The 17,829-nt window shown below is 34.8% G+C and carries 14 protein-coding genes; 4 read left to right on the forward strand and 10 right to left on the reverse strand.

From position 1 onward, the window contains the following. The first annotated feature begins 28 nt into the window (after nt 1-28). The 3 genes from M0051_RS08325 to M0051_RS08335 all read left to right on the forward strand — a co-directional run bounded on the left by M0051_RS08325 (nt 29) and on the right by M0051_RS08335 (nt 5,329). Nucleotides 29-2,785, forward strand: a complete 2,757-nt coding sequence (locus M0051_RS08325) for a TonB-dependent receptor (protein WP_306741070.1) — start codon at nt 29-31, stop codon at nt 2,783-2,785. A 216-nt stretch (nt 2,786-3,001) separates the two neighbouring features. Continuing rightward, nucleotides 3,002-4,492, forward strand: coding sequence for a cell wall metabolism sensor histidine kinase WalK (locus M0051_RS08330; protein ID WP_306741071.1), 1,491 nt, complete (start codon nt 3,002-3,004; stop codon nt 4,490-4,492). A gap of 126 nt (nt 4,493-4,618) precedes the next feature. Further along, a complete protein-coding gene (locus M0051_RS08335; protein WP_306741072.1) occupies nt 4,619-5,329 on the forward strand; it encodes a response regulator transcription factor in 711 nt (236 codons plus the stop codon). Nucleotides 5,330-5,404: 75 nt separating this feature from the next. Here the strand turns inward: M0051_RS08335 and M0051_RS08340 are convergent, their stop codons facing one another. The 8 genes from M0051_RS08340 to M0051_RS08375 form a co-directional block, all read right to left on the reverse strand. Next, nucleotides 5,405-7,906 (reverse strand): glycoside hydrolase family 2 protein, encoded by a 2,502-nt coding sequence (locus M0051_RS08340; protein ID WP_306741073.1) that lies wholly within the window; start codon nt 7,904-7,906, stop codon nt 5,405-5,407. Between the two features lie 209 nt (nt 7,907-8,115). Then, nucleotides 8,116-8,709, reverse strand: a complete 594-nt coding sequence (locus M0051_RS08345; RefSeq protein ID WP_306741074.1) for a hypothetical protein — start codon at nt 8,707-8,709, stop codon at nt 8,116-8,118. A 98-nt stretch (nt 8,710-8,807) separates the two neighbouring features. After that, nucleotides 8,808-9,947 (reverse strand): alanine racemase, encoded by a 1,140-nt coding sequence (alr, locus tag M0051_RS08350; RefSeq protein ID WP_306741075.1) that lies wholly within the window; start codon nt 9,945-9,947, stop codon nt 8,808-8,810. A 35-nt stretch (nt 9,948-9,982) separates the two neighbouring features. Then, complete coding sequence (locus M0051_RS08355) at nt 9,983-11,110, reverse strand: amidohydrolase (RefSeq protein ID WP_306741076.1); 1,128 nt, start codon at nt 11,108-11,110, stop codon at nt 9,983-9,985. Then, on the reverse strand, nt 11,073-12,539 hold the full coding sequence (locus M0051_RS08360) for a sodium:solute symporter (protein WP_306741077.1): 1,467 nt from the start codon (nt 12,537-12,539) through the stop codon (nt 11,073-11,075). The genes M0051_RS08355 and M0051_RS08360 overlap by 38 nt, the downstream gene beginning before the upstream one ends. Nucleotides 12,540-12,757: 218 nt before the next feature. Further along, nucleotides 12,758-12,946, reverse strand: a complete 189-nt coding sequence (locus M0051_RS08365) for a hypothetical protein (protein WP_306741078.1) — start codon at nt 12,944-12,946, stop codon at nt 12,758-12,760. 27 nt (nt 12,947-12,973) lie between these two features. Further along, nucleotides 12,974-14,047 (reverse strand): alanine/ornithine racemase family PLP-dependent enzyme, encoded by a 1,074-nt coding sequence (locus M0051_RS08370; RefSeq protein WP_306741079.1) that lies wholly within the window; start codon nt 14,045-14,047, stop codon nt 12,974-12,976. A 6-nt stretch (nt 14,048-14,053) separates the two neighbouring features. Continuing rightward, nucleotides 14,054-14,494, reverse strand: coding sequence for a GNAT family N-acetyltransferase (locus tag M0051_RS08375; protein WP_306741080.1), 441 nt, complete (start codon nt 14,492-14,494; stop codon nt 14,054-14,056). Between the two features lie 238 nt (nt 14,495-14,732). Here M0051_RS08375 and M0051_RS08380 point away from each other — a divergent pair, with 238 nt between their 5' ends. Continuing rightward, nucleotides 14,733-14,879: a hypothetical protein gene (locus tag M0051_RS08380; RefSeq protein WP_306741081.1), complete on the forward strand. Its 147-nt coding sequence runs from the start codon at nt 14,733-14,735 to the stop codon at nt 14,877-14,879. 395 nt (nt 14,880-15,274) lie between these two features. On the opposite strand, the gene M0051_RS08385 is transcribed toward M0051_RS08380, so the two are convergent. Both M0051_RS08385 and M0051_RS08390 read right to left on the reverse strand, forming a co-directional pair. Next, a complete protein-coding gene (locus tag M0051_RS08385; RefSeq protein WP_306741082.1) occupies nt 15,275-16,117 on the reverse strand; it encodes a hypothetical protein in 843 nt (280 codons plus the stop codon). Nucleotides 16,118-16,193: 76 nt separating this feature from the next. Continuing rightward, the gene (locus tag M0051_RS08390; protein WP_306741083.1) at nt 16,194-17,810 is read right to left on the reverse strand and encodes a BCCT family transporter; all 1,617 of its coding nucleotides are present in this window, start codon (nt 17,808-17,810) and stop codon (nt 16,194-16,196) included. Nucleotides 17,811-17,829 lie beyond the last annotated feature (19 nt).

A 17,829-nucleotide genomic window follows, 5' to 3' on the forward strand; every position in this document is an offset into this window, starting at 1 on the left:
TTGAATGGAAATTTAAACCGAAAAATTAATGTTCAGAATTTTACTATCTATATTTTTCATCCTAATTGGATTATCCTTATTTGCTCAAAAGAGTTATACATTAACTGGAAAAGTGCTCGATTCGCAGGAAGAAGGTTCTTTACCTGGTGCAACAATTCTATTAATTAACAAATCGGATACCATTCAAAAAACAGGTACCATAACCAACGAATTGGGTAGTTTCAATATTAAGGTAAAACCGGGAGAATATGATTTTCAAGTTTCTTTTATCGGCTATAAGGATATTAAAAAATCAATCACCGTTGATAAAACAGCCCTGGATCTAGGTCAGTTTAAACTGATTGAAAACTCTGAATTTCTTCAGGAAATTAACATCACAGAAACCCTGCCTCCAACAAAAATTAAAGGCGATACCACAGTGTTTAATCCTGATGCATTCAAAGTAAATCCGGATGCTACTGCAGGAGAACTCTTGGCCAAAATGCCTGGGTTTTATGAAGTGGATGGTAAGCTGGTAGTAGAAGGACAAGAGGTTGCAGAAATATTGGTTGATGGAAAAAAGTTTTTTGGAAATAATATGAATAAGGCTTTGGCTACGATTCCAAACGATATAATTAAGAATATTGAAGTTTACGAATATAAAAGCGATGAAGAAAAGTTCACCGGCTTAAAGAGAAATGAAGAAGATAAAAAAACGCTAAATATTGTTACCTCCAAGAAAAGCAAAAGACTTGTTTTTGGAGATGTGGCTGCAGGATTTGGCAAAGACAACAGGTATGGTTTCGATGGGAATATTAACAGTTTCTCGGATAACAATAGCATTACCCTAACTGCAAAATCGAGAGATGTAAATGCACCTCTAAAATTAAGCAACCGAAATTTTGGAAACAGAAGCATTGACGGGAATGACATTCAGGATGATTCTTTCGGAATCAACTATGTGAATTCTAAAAATAAAAATGACATTGAGTTTAGTTACGAATATGGTAATCAGGAATATGAAAACAAGAGTAGCAGCGTAAGAAATTATACTTCTGATGCTCTTCTTGGCCAAATTCAAAATTCAACAAACCACTCGACCAATGACAATAATGATCACCGTATTAACCTGAGAGTATCTTTAAATTCCAATCCGAAACACAGATTAATGTTGAATACCAACATCTCTACAACAAACAGGGAATCAAATTCCAATTCGATTTCTGATACCAAAATAAATGGTAATCCTTTAAACTCGAACAATAACCATAACTCTTCTGAGAATAAAAACTACAATCTATACCAAACCGTAAATTATTCAAAAAAATTAGGTAAACAAGGCCGCTCCTTGAATTTAAATGCTGGATTTAATTACTCCAACAATGAATCGGATGGAAAGCAATTGTCCGAAACTTTAAATGAAAGCAATGAAGTAAGTCAAAGCATCAACCGAATTTCTGATTCTAAAAGGAAAAATACAGGTGTTAATGCAGGAATATCGTTTAGCGAACCCATTGGCAGAAAAGGATTTGCCAGCTTAGGATATCGTTTCAAGTTTAACGAACAAAAGTCAGATAAGTACGGATATAACTTTAATGAAAGTGAAAACTCATATAGCGATTTGGATGAGCTAACCACCAACAATTTTGAAAATTCAAGTATCAGAAATGCCGGAAGGTTCTCGTATAACCTACATGGAAAAACTCATGGTTTTAGCTTAGGGGCCGATTTTGAAATGACCACACTAAAGAATGAAGAGTCATTTCCGAATCAGACAGATTTTAACAAGGATTTCTTCTCATTCAAGCCATATGTTAGGTATTCGCTTAATTTGAAGAATCAAAAAAGAATCAACCTTAACTATATGTCGCGAACCACAACTCCAAATATTCGCGATTTACAAGAAGTTGTAGATCTTTCGAATCCATTGTACATTTCTACTGGTAATTCCGAATTGGAACAATCAAACTCTCACACTTTAATGGCACTTTATTCAGCATCAAACATGAAGAAAGGAAGTCATTTGTCGATTCATGCCATGGCAACTTCAACAAACAATACTGTAGGAAGAAGAACAATTGTTGCAGCTAAGGATACAACCATTAATGGATTGTACTTTCTGCCTGCAGGAGGGCAATTCTCGGAACCTGTAAATCTTGATGGACAATATTCAATCGGAACAAGTATTTCGTATAGCTTTCCTCTTAAAAAGTTAAAGTCTAAATTAAATATCAACACAAGAGGGCGATTTTCTCACAACCCTACTTTTGTAAACGATAAAAAGGCATATACCGATTCGTGGAACTTGAATCATGGAATGACTCTAAGCTCCAACATTAGCGAAAAAATCGATTTTACATTTACCAGCTCAAGCAACTATCAAAAATCCAATAACACATCAAATACTGGTTCGGAGTATTTATCTCAAACTACCTCGCTAAATATGTATTGGAATTTTTATAAAGATTTGGTGTTTAGAACAAATGCAAGTAACAATTATCAAAATAACTTTTCGACCAATGATGTAGATAACTTTTGGCACTTAAATCTTGGCTTATCTACGAAAGTATTTAAAAGCAAACGTGGAGAATTATCATTCACGGCCTATGATATTTTAAGTAAGGATGATCAAAGGTCTCACTTAGTTTCAGATTTATATACGGCAGATTACTACACAAATAAATTGAACAAATTCTACATCCTTACTTTCAGTTATAAATTAAGAGATGGCAAAGGAAAAGGCAGAAAGCACAGAAGAGGACATGGCATGTATCCTAGTTATGGCAATTACAACATGATGATGTAATTCCATAAACATCAAAACACCAGATTATTTTCTTTTAAATTTTCATAGTCAATATTGGCCATTCCGAAAGGGATGGCCTTTTTCAATCAAAAATTTCCAATGTGTTGTTCAAGAAAACACATTGCTAATTGGCCAACTCAAAAAAGTTCTCTGTATTTTGGTTAATTAAGGTTAACAATCCGAACATTTGCTGCTGAAAGCCAGTATATTTGTTTCATGTCTAAAAACCGATTAAATCAAAAGAAGTTTAAAATCATTTCACCAATGGTTTTAAGTATGTTTTTATTGGTAACTTTTGTAGGATACTGGTTACATTCTCAGTATAACAATGAAAAGAAAAACCTGCAGGTAGAATTATCCAGGCTTTATAATACATCCATAAACGATGGAGAGTTTATCTTCTTTTATCGAAACGTGATAAAACCGGCTTTGAATTATCAAGACACCATTAATTTCGATAGTTTAAAAATTGGAACGAAAAAAACCAATGCTGAGTTTAAAAAGGCTTACGTTAAAGATTTAAAAGCATTTGTAGATACCAATCAAATCTATATAAATGCATTTAGAGCTATTGAAAAAAATTCATTTATCCCTGATAGTTTAAAAGATGAACGATATTATGATATTTTAAGATTAGGTTATCGATATCAAATCTACCCCGCTCAAATTCTTTACAACCAAAGTAAAAATCCTAATGATACTACTCAACAATTTTTGAGAAATATATTCTTAAGAAATGTTACAATCAATTTCCCAAATTTAAAAGCTGGTCAGGAAGAAGAAATTGATAGAGAAAATATTGAGTCAATTGAAAAAACCAACAGTGAAATATTAAGAAGAGGGAGATTGGGTATCATTGTATATACCCGCAGATATGATAAAGCAAGTGTTCTATACTTTGAACATTACTTTCTTTATCTAATTACAGAAATCCTGGCACAAATTATATTTGGAATTGTATTGATTGGTTTATCCATTTTTGCCTTGGTATTTGCTTATCGGAGCTACCTTACACAAGCAAAGTTGAACATGCTTCGCTCCGATTTTGTTAGTAATATTACTCATGAATTAAAAATTCCGGTATCTACAGCCAAAGCCGCCATGGAAGCCATTCTGAATTATGGCATTACCGACGATAAAGAAAAAACAAAATCCTATTTGAAAATGGTAGCTTCGGAGATGAATCGATTGGATAGCCTTACCTCAAGGGTACTGGAACATTCAAAGCTTGAGTCAAATCAACATCTACTAAAGAAGGAAGAAACCAATTTAAACGAATTTGTCGATCGAATTGTAAAGTCGGTTCAACTCTTTTATGCAGATACGATCAATATCAAGTTTACGAAACCCGATGAATTGATAAGCATATCAATCGATCGTGTGTATATTGAAGGAGTTATTCGTAATTTGATTGAAAACAGTAAAAAATATGGTGGAAATGATGTAAGTATTGTTGTTAACCTATGGCAGAAAGGCGTACATGTTTACATATCGGTTATAGATAATGGACCAGGAATTCCAAAAGAATATTTGAGTAAAATTTTCGATCGATTTTTCAGAGTGCCAACTGGCAACCAGCACAATATAAAAGGATTTGGTTTAGGCTTGAGTTTTGCTTCTTTGGTAATGAAACAACACAATGGTTCTATTTCCGCAGACAACCTTTCAGAACAAGGTTGTGAGATTAAATTAGAGTTTCCAGCTTAAACAGTAAACAAAATTAATATATTTCGATATTCAAGCGCAACTGATATTTAAGCATTATTAACAAAATCAAATTCATATAATCATCTTACATTTCTTATCTTGCAGGGCACTCTAGCTAAGATCAATATGAATAAAACCAAGATACTTTACGTTGAAGATGAACCTAATTTAGGGCAAATTGTTTACGACTCTTTAATTTTAAAAGGATTTGATATCATTTGGGTAACAGATGGAGCCCAGGTAATGTCGAAATTTCATGATTTTACTCCTGACATTTGCGTTCTGGATATCATGCTGCCAAACGTTGATGGCTACCAACTTTGCGATCATATCAGATCCAAATTTCCAACTCTTCCAATTATTTTTCTTACAGCCAAAACTGAAACTACAGATCTTGTAAAAGGTTTTGAAGCTGGCGGTACAGATTATATCCGCAAGCCTTTTAGCATAGAAGAGTTGGTGGTTCGAATTGATAACCAATTAAAGTTACATGGCATCGGCGAAAACAAAGAAACAACGCAGGAGCAAAAAATTGAGCTTGATGAAATTAAATTAGGAACTTACACCTATTTTCCTAAAAGATATGAGCTGATCACTCCTTCAAAAACCATTAACCTTTCGAATCGTGAAGGCGAATTGCTGAAAAAATTAACCGAAATGGGAAGTAAGGTTGTGGAACGAAAAGACATTTTAATGCAGGTTTGGGGTGATGATTCATTCTTCAATTCCCGCAATCTTGATGTGTACATTAAAAAACTTCGCAACTACTTTGTCGAAGATGATAATATTGAGATACAAACATTACGAGGCAGAGGATATTTATTTTTGGTGAAATAAACAACTCTTCAAAAAATACAAAAAGGAGTATTCTAGAAATAGGTACTCCTTCTTTTGCATTAAGTGGTTTAGTTTCTATTTAAAGGTAGAATCAAGTGTTTTAATCTGAATCACACTCTTAATTTCTTCCAGTGATAATTTTGTTTCCAACTTGATGTTTACTGATTCTCCTGCCAATAAATCGAAATAATTATCAGAAAAGAATCCATCTTCATCACCAAGGGTCAAAAATACATTCTTTGCCAACACATCCGATGATATGTTTATTTGGTAGTTTTTTTCTCCTTTAACAATTACGTACTCCACATTTGGCTTAGGCAATTTGAGATCTTTCACCGGCTTAAAATATAAGGTATTCCTTGCCACTACTTCTTCACCCATTTGCAATTCAACCAAAATCATTTCCTTGTCAGGGTTTCTGTTCTGTAAGAATGATTTAAGTTCCTGCGCAAAGAAAACTTCGCTTGAATTTTCACGGATAACAATATCTTTAATCTCCGCCCAGTTTTCTTTCCCTGAAAAATCAAGCACTCTCATGATCAATTTGGCTTTGATTTCTTTCTGATGGTCATTTACCACAGCTACCTTAATACTGTCATTTTCGGCATAAGGAGAAACCAACAAAGGTTCAAAGCCTTTTTTCACATAGTATTGTAGAGCTTTCCATTCCTGGTAATAATCAGTAGAACTCCATGACGCCACAGGCCAGCAATCATTAATCTGCCAGTACAAACTTCCCATACAATATGGCATGGCTCTTCGGTGACCTTCCAAAGCAAACTTAATTCCCTCGGCTTGCAATACATGATTCACATACAGGAATGACTCAAAGTCCTTAGGCTTCTTGTAATCTTTTAGCATGTAATATTCAATGGTTTCATTCCCAATCGACGATCGCTGATGTGACTTCATAACCTCCGAATAGATATCGTAATCCTCGGGCTCGGCATATTTTCTTACCGATTTCATTTCCGGAAAAGATTGAAAACCATATTCGCTCATGAATCGTGCAATATGTGTAGCATAGGTTTCAAATGGTTCTTTTCCCCACCATACTCCCCAATAATGATCATCACCATTAATTAAATCCGGCTTTATGCCTGTTCCTGATGAAGGGCTTGAGCTCCAGTAAAATCTTGACGGATCATATGTTTCCACTGCTTTAGGCAATACTTCATGGAAGATATCAGTGTAAGCTTTCCATACCTTAGCTGTTACCTCCTCGCCTTGTTCATTGGCTTGCCTTTTCCATCCCCAATTGTTCCAGGCAACCAAAATTTCGTTATTTCCGCACCAAAGAGCAATACTTGGATGATTTCTTAGTCGCTTGATATTATCTATTGCCTCCAGCTTCACATTTTCTAAAAACTCTTGGTTTCCAGGATACATGGCACAAGCAAACATGAAATCCTGCCAGACCAAAATTCCTGCCTCATCACATAAGTCATAAAACATATCATCTTCGTAGTAACCACCTCCCCAAACGCGCAACATGTTCATATTAGATTTTTGGGCAGTAGCAATTACCTTTTTCAATTGTTCTTGACTCACTCTCGAAGGGAATATGTCATTGGGTATGTAATTGGCTCCTTTCATAAATACTGGCACACCATTAACTTTGAAGTAGAAAGAAGTCCCCTTCTCATTCTTTTCTCTAACTAATTCTACGGTTCGAATACCAATTCTATGACTTGCTTCCTCCTTTTTACCATTAATATTTACCTGTGCCTTGATATGATATAGGTTTTGATCTCCCAAGCCATTGGGCCACCAAAGTTTTGGGTTTTCAATATCGAAATTCAATTCGTATTTATAAATTCCCTTTTTCAATTGTACTTCTGAAGTAGCTAACTCCACCCCATCATTCATAATGTGAATATCGGCCTGAACTTCCTGCTCTGCTTCCAGTTCAAGAACCGCTGTAAATTTGGCAAGATCTTCACTCACCTCATTTTGTACAATCTGTAAATCCTTAATTCTTGCATTGTCCCATGCTTTGAGATAGACAGGACGCCAAATACCACTAGACACCAAGCGTGGGCCCCAATCCCAACCATAATGATAGCCTGCTTTACGAGTATAGATACTTACCCTTTTATTTCCTTCAACCTGGCCCAATTCTGCCTGATCATTCTCCGCTCCGGGATATACAAACCCATTAGCATCGTACAACTTTAAACCTTCATTAATTGGCGACTGAAACTCAATTTTCAGTTTATTTTTCCCGGTTTTTAGATATTTCTTTACATCAACAGTCCACTCTCGAAACATGTTATTTGCCGAAAGCACTTTCTGATCGTTCAGGTAAACATCAGCATAGGTATCTAAACCTTTAAAATCAAGAACAAGTCTATTTTTGTTCAAAAAATTCTGATCCAGGTCAAATTCCGTTTTGTAGATCCAATCCTTTTTATCGATCCACTGCAAATCATGTTCATATAAGCGATAGAAAGGATCTTCAATCTTACCGTTTGCAATCAAGTCGGTATGAACACAACCTGGAACTTTAGCAGGCAACCAGTTAACCGAATCCTTTTCAGAAAACTCCCAATTGGAGTTCAACTTTTTCACAATCATCGAGTTTTGATTTTGTGATTTGCAGCCCAGAAGAAATAGCAGGACCACAAGCAGCGCAAGACATAGTCGAGACATAAGTTTGTTTTTATTGTTTGGCTTTGGCTTTTAGGAATTCAAGTGCTAAAATAATCAGAAAAAAGAAACCGATGAATTGTAATCCAAACAAGTTGACAATTCATCGGTCATTATACTATCATTATTATACTCTTTTATATAAACAACACTTTTTTATCTCTGAATAGTTCTCCAAATTCGGGAGGCAAATCAATTAAATCGGCTGTTAGATCATTGATAATATCCAGACTTTTATTTGACAATAAATTCATGATATCTTCTATGGTATCTCCACAAAGCATAAAAGGCATCTGATGAAAAACCATCTCATCCTTCCAGCACAAAGCGTAAATTTGATATTCATTTACCTCATCCATAGCCTTATTTTTCACAATACAATTGTTCAGCCAAATATCGGCATCCATCAAATCATGCTTTTTCAACTCTTTATCTCTTTCTTCAACCCTACTGTTGGCTTCAAAATAGGCCGCAATTTTCTCATTCGATTCTTCTGACAGAGAATCGTGCATTTCCTGTCGGCAATCCATACAGCAGGCCAATTCGAAAACCAATTGTGGCTTATCTAAGCCAGGCTTTCTTTCGAATGCCTTCTCAATCAGATACAACTCGTTACCACCTGTTAAATTCTTACCACAAATGGTACACTCAGTGAATGGTTTCTCCTCCTTCTCCGAATAGTATATTTCAGGAATGGGTGCTGAATGTGTTATTTCAAATAATTCTGACATGCCATAATTTTTATTCAAAAATAGCAATTCAAAGTTACATTCTATTTTAAATTATATTTTAATCATATATCAATAATACTTTTTCAAAATCATTTTATCTATATAACAACACGTTCAACATTATCTGGCAGATGTGTTAATATTTCATAATTAAGACTTTCAGCAATATCGCTAAATGCAGACACTTTAATTTCCCTTTTCCCTTGCATTCCAATAATTACTACATCATCATCAACTTTCACATCTGGTAATTCCGTTACATTCGCAATGATCATATTCATATTCACCATGCCTATTATACCGCATCTTTGACCATTAATCAGAACTCTGCCCCGATTGCTTAAAGACCGACTATACCCTCCAGAGTATCCAACCGGAATTAAGGCTGTTTTAATATTCGCCTGAGCCAAAAATGAAATACCGTATCCAACAAACTCACCTTTCTTTACTTCTTTTATCGACATAATCTGACTCCTCCAACCCAATATGCGTTGAAGAGGGTCTTTGTCTCGATGAGTATAGCGTAAAAATGTTTCGGTACTTGACCAAAACCCATACTGCATAATTCCTATTCTCACCATATCCAATCTTGATTTTGGATACACAAAGGCAGCGGCCGAATTGGCTACGTGCCTGTACTCAGGAATCACCCCACTGTTCTCAAGAACACGATGTAGTTTGTGATAAGTCTTTAATTGTTTTTGAATGCGCACATGGTTTGAAATACTTTCTGCTCCTGCAAGGTGAGTGCAGAATCCTTTTACTTCAAAAATTCCAGGATTGTTTTTAATTATCGAAATTGCTTCTTCCAACTCCTTAATTGTTAGTCCTGATCGGTTCATTCCTGTTTCCACTTCCAGGTGAATTTTGGCCTTTATTCCAATTTCAATTGCTGCTTCAAGTGCTACCCTCAAACGATCAATATTGAATATATAAAACTCTATTCCTCTTTTTATGGTTTCAACAATGTTTTCATCGGCAATCCATCCCATAATCATTATACCCTTGTTATTTTTAAGGCTATTCTGAACTCTTACCCCCTCAGTAAAGTCAAAAACAGAGAAATGATCTACACCCTCATTTTCGAGTAAAGGAACAATCTGTTCTATCCCATGTCCATATGCATTCGCTTTCACAACTGATGATATACGAACATGAGTCCCCAATTTTTTTTTCAGGAATTTAATATTGTTATGAAGGGCTTCTTTTTTCAAGGTAATAAATGAACTTCCTTGCATTGGACTATTGTTTTTATAATGGTTAGTGATTTCAGTTATTTACAATTGATTTTATGATATATTGAGAAGAATATATTTACTCCTGTGCTAATAATTTCATCAGGGAAATTGTAATTGGGATTATGCAGGGCAGGTTGATTGAGACCAGCTCCTATGCCGAAAAAGCCACCCTTGTATTTTTCGGTATAATATCCAAAATCTTCTGACCATTTAAAAGGTTTTGAAATGGTTTTTATGCTCAACTGATTCTCCCTGGCAGATTCCTGAATTAACTCAACACACTCCTTATCATTCACCGTAGCAGGAAAAACTTCCGAATATTCCATTATCGATTTTAAGTTTTCTTCCCTTGCAATCCGCTTAATGATTTGCTCTGTATGGCTTGAAAGCAAATCCATATCATTGTTGTTAAAAGAACGAAGGGTAAGCCTGATTTCTGCATATCCGGGTGAAGTTCCAAAAGCAATATCGCCCAGTTGAATATGGATAATTGTTAATAAAATAACATCTTCAAATTGAGTTTTACGATTTCGAAGCTGATGTAATTGCTGAATTATTTTTGAGATTGCATTGGCAGGATTGATACCATTTTCAGGTTCTGCAGCATGAGAAGTTTTGCCAAATAGCTTAATGGTCAATCCCTTTGAAGCTGCAGCAAAACTATCTTCTTTGATCAGAATTTTATGTTTTTCTTCGCCTGGAATATTGTGTAAAGCAAAAATATAATCTGGTTGTATTTTATTAAAATCAGGATGATTAACAACATCATATGCTCCTTGCTCTACTTCCTCAGCAGGCTGAAAAAGCAGAACTACCTTTCCGTTCAGGGGACGGTGGTCTGTTATTTTTTGTGCCAAACCCGAAATAATTGCCATATGGCCATCATGCCCACAAGCATGTGCTACTCCATCATTTGCGGAGGCATAAGTCAAATTGTTCGTCTCAGCTATTGGCAATGCATCAAGTTCGGCACGAAACATTAGAGTTTTGCCATTTTCCTTCCCTTCAAAAACAAAGGCAAGCCCTGTAGGTCCAAGTTTTATGATCTTATCCGGGCACAAGTCTTCAAAAAATCTAACAATACGTCCAGATGTTTCGAATTCTTTATTGGAAAGCTCTGGATATTTATGTAATTCTTGTCTTAATGCAATTATATTTCTCATATTTTTTCTTATAAATTAATGAGAATATCAGATAAACGAAAACAGAAATTGAAATCCCAAAAATATTGGCATCCAAATCAAATGGTAATTTAACTTTTAAAGTGGTTAGGAGAACTGTTGTTGCACCTCCTGAAATCATAGAAAAGATAGCAGCAGTGGCATTTGGTTTTTTACCGTACAATGCAGCAATTACCGGAACAAACAAGCCTGATACCATAAATGCATATGAGTAAAGCATAAGTTCAAGTACATTGGTCATATAGGAAGCCAGAAACAGTGCTAGTGCACCTATCACCAAGGTAATAATCTGTGAAAGCCTCAACTGAAACTTGGAGTTTTGCCTGAATTTGAAAATTTTCTCTAAAATATCTGTTTGCACATTTCCCGAAGCAGCCATTAGGCAACTATCAGCTGTTGAAAGAATGGCCGAAAAATATGCTGAAAGCATCAGTCCCATGATCCCTGCTGGCAGAACTGTATTAAGCAAAACCGGCAAGCCCATCTCGGCATCCAAACTTGATCCTAAAGCATAGCCCAAATCTGCAAACATTGCATTTTCATATGCCACACGAGAAAACAGTCCTAATGTTACGCCCATAAATGCCATTAGTGGCCATTCAAACAAACCGGCAATAAACCATGCTTTTTTAGCTTCTTTTTCATTTTTAGAGGCATAAATACGTTGGTAAAGTGTCATACCTACAAACCAGATGGGTATAATCGTAACTCCCCAATTTACAATCTGTTGCCAAGATACATTCCCCAAGGAAAGAAATTCATTTCCAAGCGTTGATCTAATAGCCTCTATTCCTCCAATTTTGTAATAGGATACAGGTATTCCAATAAATATCAGGCCTGCCATTAAAATTATCCATTGCACCGTATCAGTATAGATTACCGCCTTCAACCCTCCAATACTGGTGTAAACAACTGCAAGCGCTCCCATAATGATTAAAGCGGTATTTAAGTCAATTTCGGTGAAAGTAGCTGAAGCCAATTTGGCACCGGCCAAAAGTTGCGAACTTGTAAATCCAATGTATCCAATTGCCGATATAATACCTGCAATCAGTGCAACCTTATGATTGTAGAAATATTCAAATATTTGAGGAAATGTAAATAGTTTCTGTTTTTTTGAAAGTTTACTAATTACCGGAATTAGCACAACCGCACTTAGCCATGCCCCAACCAAGCCAGTAAATAGCATCCATGATCCACCAAGACCTATGGCAAATCCCAAACCTCCCAATCCAATGGAAAATCCACCTCCTACATCGGTGGCTACTACCGATAGTCCAATATGCCAGGCTCCAAGTTGCCTACCGCCAACATAATAGTCTTCATTGCTTTCATTTTTCTTGAAAAAATAGACCCCAATCCCCAGCATCACAGCGAAGTAGACGAAAAAAATGATAATATCAATAATATGCATAGGAAATTTTATTTTATATAGCCTCCAACTTTTAGCTCTTACTAAAAGTACTATCTATGGATTAAATATTGTTGCGCTAATTAAACAACGTCACCAGAAATCTGATGACGTTGTGCATTTTTAGGCAATTGAGAGTAAACCTCTATAACATGGGAACTATTGACTTGGCACATCTCCACTACCTAAAAACAACTCCTGTTGAAATTAATTAGCTTATACTATTTAATCAAGATACGCTTTCCACTATCTGAATATTTTAATTTCTCTTTCTGAATTAGTTCCAAAACAATTTTTGCACCTGAATAATGTGACAAATTTAAACCTGCTAAAATATGCCCTAAGCCAACAGGCTGATTCAAACGAACAAATTCTATTATTTCTTCTTTCAATATTTTATTACTTCTCATTTACAGTACACTTTTATCACAGGGGGCCTAATCAACAACCCTTTTTTCGATATATCGGGAAGACATAATTCGTAGCACTCCCATATAATCCAAGGTAAATTCAATCAAACCACCTACTTTATACTCGTTAATATTATCACCCAAATCAACCACCAACATATCGGAGCTAGCCCCCACAAGTTCAAGAGAATGATCCTTTGGAGTAATATGTTTACTATCAACATCCAACATCCCCAAGTCGATAATTGCCCGGTAAGATGTCTCTCCAACCTGATCTACTTCCATTGTATGACTTTCGCCTTCAAGATTTGTACCCAACTCACCAGCTGGGACCATTGGCTTCTCAATTAACTCGATTATTTCAGCATATAATTTAAATACATCAGTATTTAATCCTTCAAGGGCTGTATCATTGTACACATCAGTACCCATAAACAATGATTCTCCAACCCTAAAATGATTTATACCTTTCGGCAAAATTTCATGAAGTAAAAGAGGTATGGTTACCGAAGCTCCTCCGGAAACCAAAGGAATTTTCTTATTAAACATAGCCTCTATCAACTGTCGGTACAAACTAAGCTGTATTAATTTGTCCTCGTTAGGTAATACACCATTTAAACAAGTAAGATTTGTGCCAATCCCTACAACTTCAATATTCGGCAATTCAAACACCTTCTTGTAAAAGTCGATAAAATCTTCGCGCATCACACCTTCTCTTAGTTCTCCCATTTCAATCATGATAATGATTTTATGCTTTTTATTCTGCTTTAAAGCCTCTTGAGAGAGTAAGTCAATGGTTTTTAACTCAGTGTTTACACTAACATCCGCATATTTAATAATTTCGCTTACAGATAATTTTGGTGGAGGTTTTATATATATGGTCTCAATGCTAGGATCTAATTTTTTAATCATTTTCAGATTAGATACCCTCGAATCACAAAGACTCTTAATTCCTAAAGAGATTAAGTTTTCCAAAAACAATTTGTTTCCACACAACAATTTTGAAACTACAGTCCATTGAATGTTGTTTTCTTTAAATAATTTATCCAAAAAACAGAAATTTTCCTGCAGTTTGGTAGTATTAAGAGTTACAAATGCCATTACATTTTATTTGGTGAACCTCATTTCAAGGTATTTATTCTCAAACCCCATTTTTTCATACAAATGCTTTGCAGGATTATCTGGTTCGACATGTAAAGCAATTGAACCTTTTGCAATTTTCATGGTCTCTTCCATAAGTTTTTTACCAATCCCTTTACCTCTGTGTTGCTTATGAGTTGCGATGTATACAAGTATGTTCTCAGGAATATACCCTTCCATTCCGGTCCTATTTACTACTACAGCTCCAACAATTTCATTTTCTAATTTTGCAACTATAGTAAATCCGCCCATCGATGGTGTTTCTTTCAATGCATACTGTATTGCTTTTTCTATATCTGCTTTATCATCCCCGTACTCCTCAAGATGTTCATACAAAAAATCAAGCAATTCTTTTTTTTCATAATCTTCCGGACGAAGAAAGGAGGTCATAAGTTTAATTGTAATCATACTTATATTTTTAATATTTTTGTTTCTACACAACAAATATAACAATTCAAATAGTGTAGCCAAAATATTTACTAAAACTTATAGACATTAATTAAACTTCCATAACACTCATATACGCCTCTTTACATGACTATTAAATACAACAAAACTCCTTTTGCATTATTTCAAAAAACTTATATCTTTAATTTCCTGTAAGCATTTTGTTTGCACAGAACTATTTTTATAAAATTCGTGACCAATGAGCTATCATTTAGGATTAATTTATAAGGATTCACTTTGGAAAAAGTGGAAAAAAGATCAGAATATAAAAAAGGAAAATTCGATAAAGAAAAAGACTACAAATAAAGCTCAAAGCTCTTCTTCAAAGCAAAATGAAAAACTTTAATCAAATTATTAATAACATACCTGAATCATATGGCTGCACTTGTATTCTTCATTATGGAAATCATAAAGGTAATTGCAACATTCTAACTGGCTTTTTTTAGTAGTCGTTATAATACAAGTAACTTATAAAATAAAAGCTTGGGGGATTCTAATAACATTTACATTGCTTTTAATAAGCATATCGGCATGCAGAAATCACATAGCTTGCGATTTATATCACATTCACTTTATTTCTTTTATATATTTACTCAATATCTCACTCTTTACCTTATCGATTTTGAAGAGGGTAAAAAAAAAGAGGTCTAATGACCTCTTTTTTTTAAATCTTGGCTTATAAGCCAATATGAAAATTTATATCTAAAATGATATAACAAGAAAAACCTTATTTATGAGTTTTTAATTATTTAATATCAACTCAAATTTACTATTACCTCTTAATTTTTTAAAATGAATCTCCTTATCCAACTCATCTATAAATGTCTCAGATAACCCTATCGCTTTTTCAATATCCTTTATTGCTTCATTATCTTTTTCTAAATGAGCATATGCACAAGCTCTTTGCCAATAGGCCAATGCATATTGATTATCTTTTTCAATTGCTGTATTTGCTAAATTAAGGGCCCACCTAACCTCGCCGATTTCAAGAAGAGCATCAGCCTTATACGTCATAGCTTCTACATCACTTGGATTTATATCCAATATCTCATCATAAATTGATATCTTCTCCTCTTCACTTTTCTCAATCCCAGCTCTCATCCATAATGAATGAATGGAGTTAGTTGTACTAATCTTCTTTTGCGTATCTACAATAATTTCAGATCTTTCCTTTGCTTGATTTTCTATTGCATTCAATCTCTTTTCATAATCAGCCGTAAGCTGTTGAATTTTAGCTCCAGTATCTTTTTTAATGGACTTTTTAATATCACTTAGAGACTTCCATCCTAATAACACAAGCAATGATGCTGCAGCAGTAATTATATAGAAAATATTATTTATCGTACTTGTTGTGTAATTTATTGCTCTATCAGATGACTCAAGCTTTGCATCTGCAAGTTTCTCGGCTACATATTTTTTTAGCTCAAGATTTTCCTGGCGCAAACTTTTTAATTCATCTAATATATACCTTTCTATAAATGGCTTAAACATCGGTTGATCAAGCGAATCAATTTTCACAACTTTTTCTTCTCCAACTGCTTTAAAAGAAACAAACAAAACAATTAATAAAAATAAATTCTTCATACATCTTTTAAATAACTGAATTTCCATCAATAAATTTGAAACACGCCCCATTAAAATAAGTACTATATAATCCTAATTAGCTTGCCTTAGCATTATTTACACTATAATCCTTTTTTAAGGATTTTAATAAGCTATAACACAACACCAAAAGCAGTATTGCGAAGGGCAAACCTGTAAGTATGGTTGCCGTTTGCAAGGCAGATAAGCCACCTCCAATCAGCAATATAATTGCAATCAAACCTTCCATTGAGGCCCAAAATATTTTTTGTCCAACAGGAGCATCCAGCTTTCCTCCAGATGTTAATGTATCAACCACCATGGAGCCACTATCGGATGAAGTAACAAAGAAACATGCTACCAAGATAACTGTTAGCAATGATGATATAAATGGAAATGGGTACTGCTCCAACAAATGGTAAATGGCTGTAGCAATATTGGCGTTTACTGCTTCTGATATTTGAGTATTTCCCAACAGTTCCTGATAAATGGCACTTCCTCCGAATACAGAAATCCATAAAAAGGTCAGCAGTGCTGGCACAAAAAGTACGCCCAAAACAAATTCACGAATGGTTCTTCCTTTGGATATACGAGCAATAAAAATACCTACAAATGGCGACCATGCAATCCACCATGCCCAATAGAATATGGTCCAAGAATTTTGCCAATGAGTCCCTTCTTTTGCACCCATATATGATTCGGTCCAAAAACTTAACTCCATAAAGTTACTTAGGTAATAACCTAAATTTTGAACAAATGTCTTCAATAAAAATGCAGTTGGACCAATCAACAATACAAACAATAGCAGTATAAGCGCAAGGCGCAAATTAATCTCACTTAAACGTCGAATACCTTTATCAAGGCCTAAAATTAGAGAAAGTGTAGCAAATAAGGTAATTACAGAAATCAAACCAATTTGCCAAGTTGCCCCATACTCTATATCAAACAAATAGGTTAAACCTGCGTTTACCTGCTGCACCCCAAAACCTAAAGAAGTAGCCAATCCAAATAGGGTAGCAATAACCGATACAATATCAATAATATCCCCAATTGGTCCGTAAATTTTTTCTCCAAACAAAGGGTAAAACACAGAACGAATGGTAAGTGGCAATTTTTTATTAAATGTAAAATATGCAAGAGCCAATCCTACAATAGCATACACACCCCAAGCATGAAACCCCCAATGCAAAAAAGTAACTCCCATGGCTGATTTCGCCGAGGCAACCCCTTTCATCGCAAAAGGATTGTTATCAAAGTGGAAAACTGGTTCAGCAACTCCCCAAAACAACAAACCAATCCCCATACCTGCACTAAACAACATCGCAAACCACGATGTCATCTTGAATTCAGGTTTTGCATCCTGACCTCCCAAACGGATATTTCCAAATTTTCCAAATCCCAAAAACAGGGCAAAACCAAGAAAAACATTCATTAGCAGAACAAACAACCATCCCACATTATTAGACAAAATAGTTTGTGTATTTGAGAACCAAGTTGCCATTGGCTTTCCTACAATTAAAGTAGTTGCAACTAATGCAAATACGACCAAAAAAGAAGTAATAAATACCGTACCATTGGCCTTTATTCCTAAAAAAGATTTACGGTCTGAACGAACATATACCTTTTCTTCACCAGCATTAATTGATATCGATCTTACTTTATCATTTATTTTATCAATCTTTCTTTTTAATCCCATATCAATATATATTCTTTTT

It is taken from the genome of Marinifilum sp. D714 (assembly GCF_030851345.1).
In the GTDB taxonomy this organism is placed as follows: Bacteria; Bacteroidota; Bacteroidia; order Bacteroidales; family Marinifilaceae; genus Marinifilum.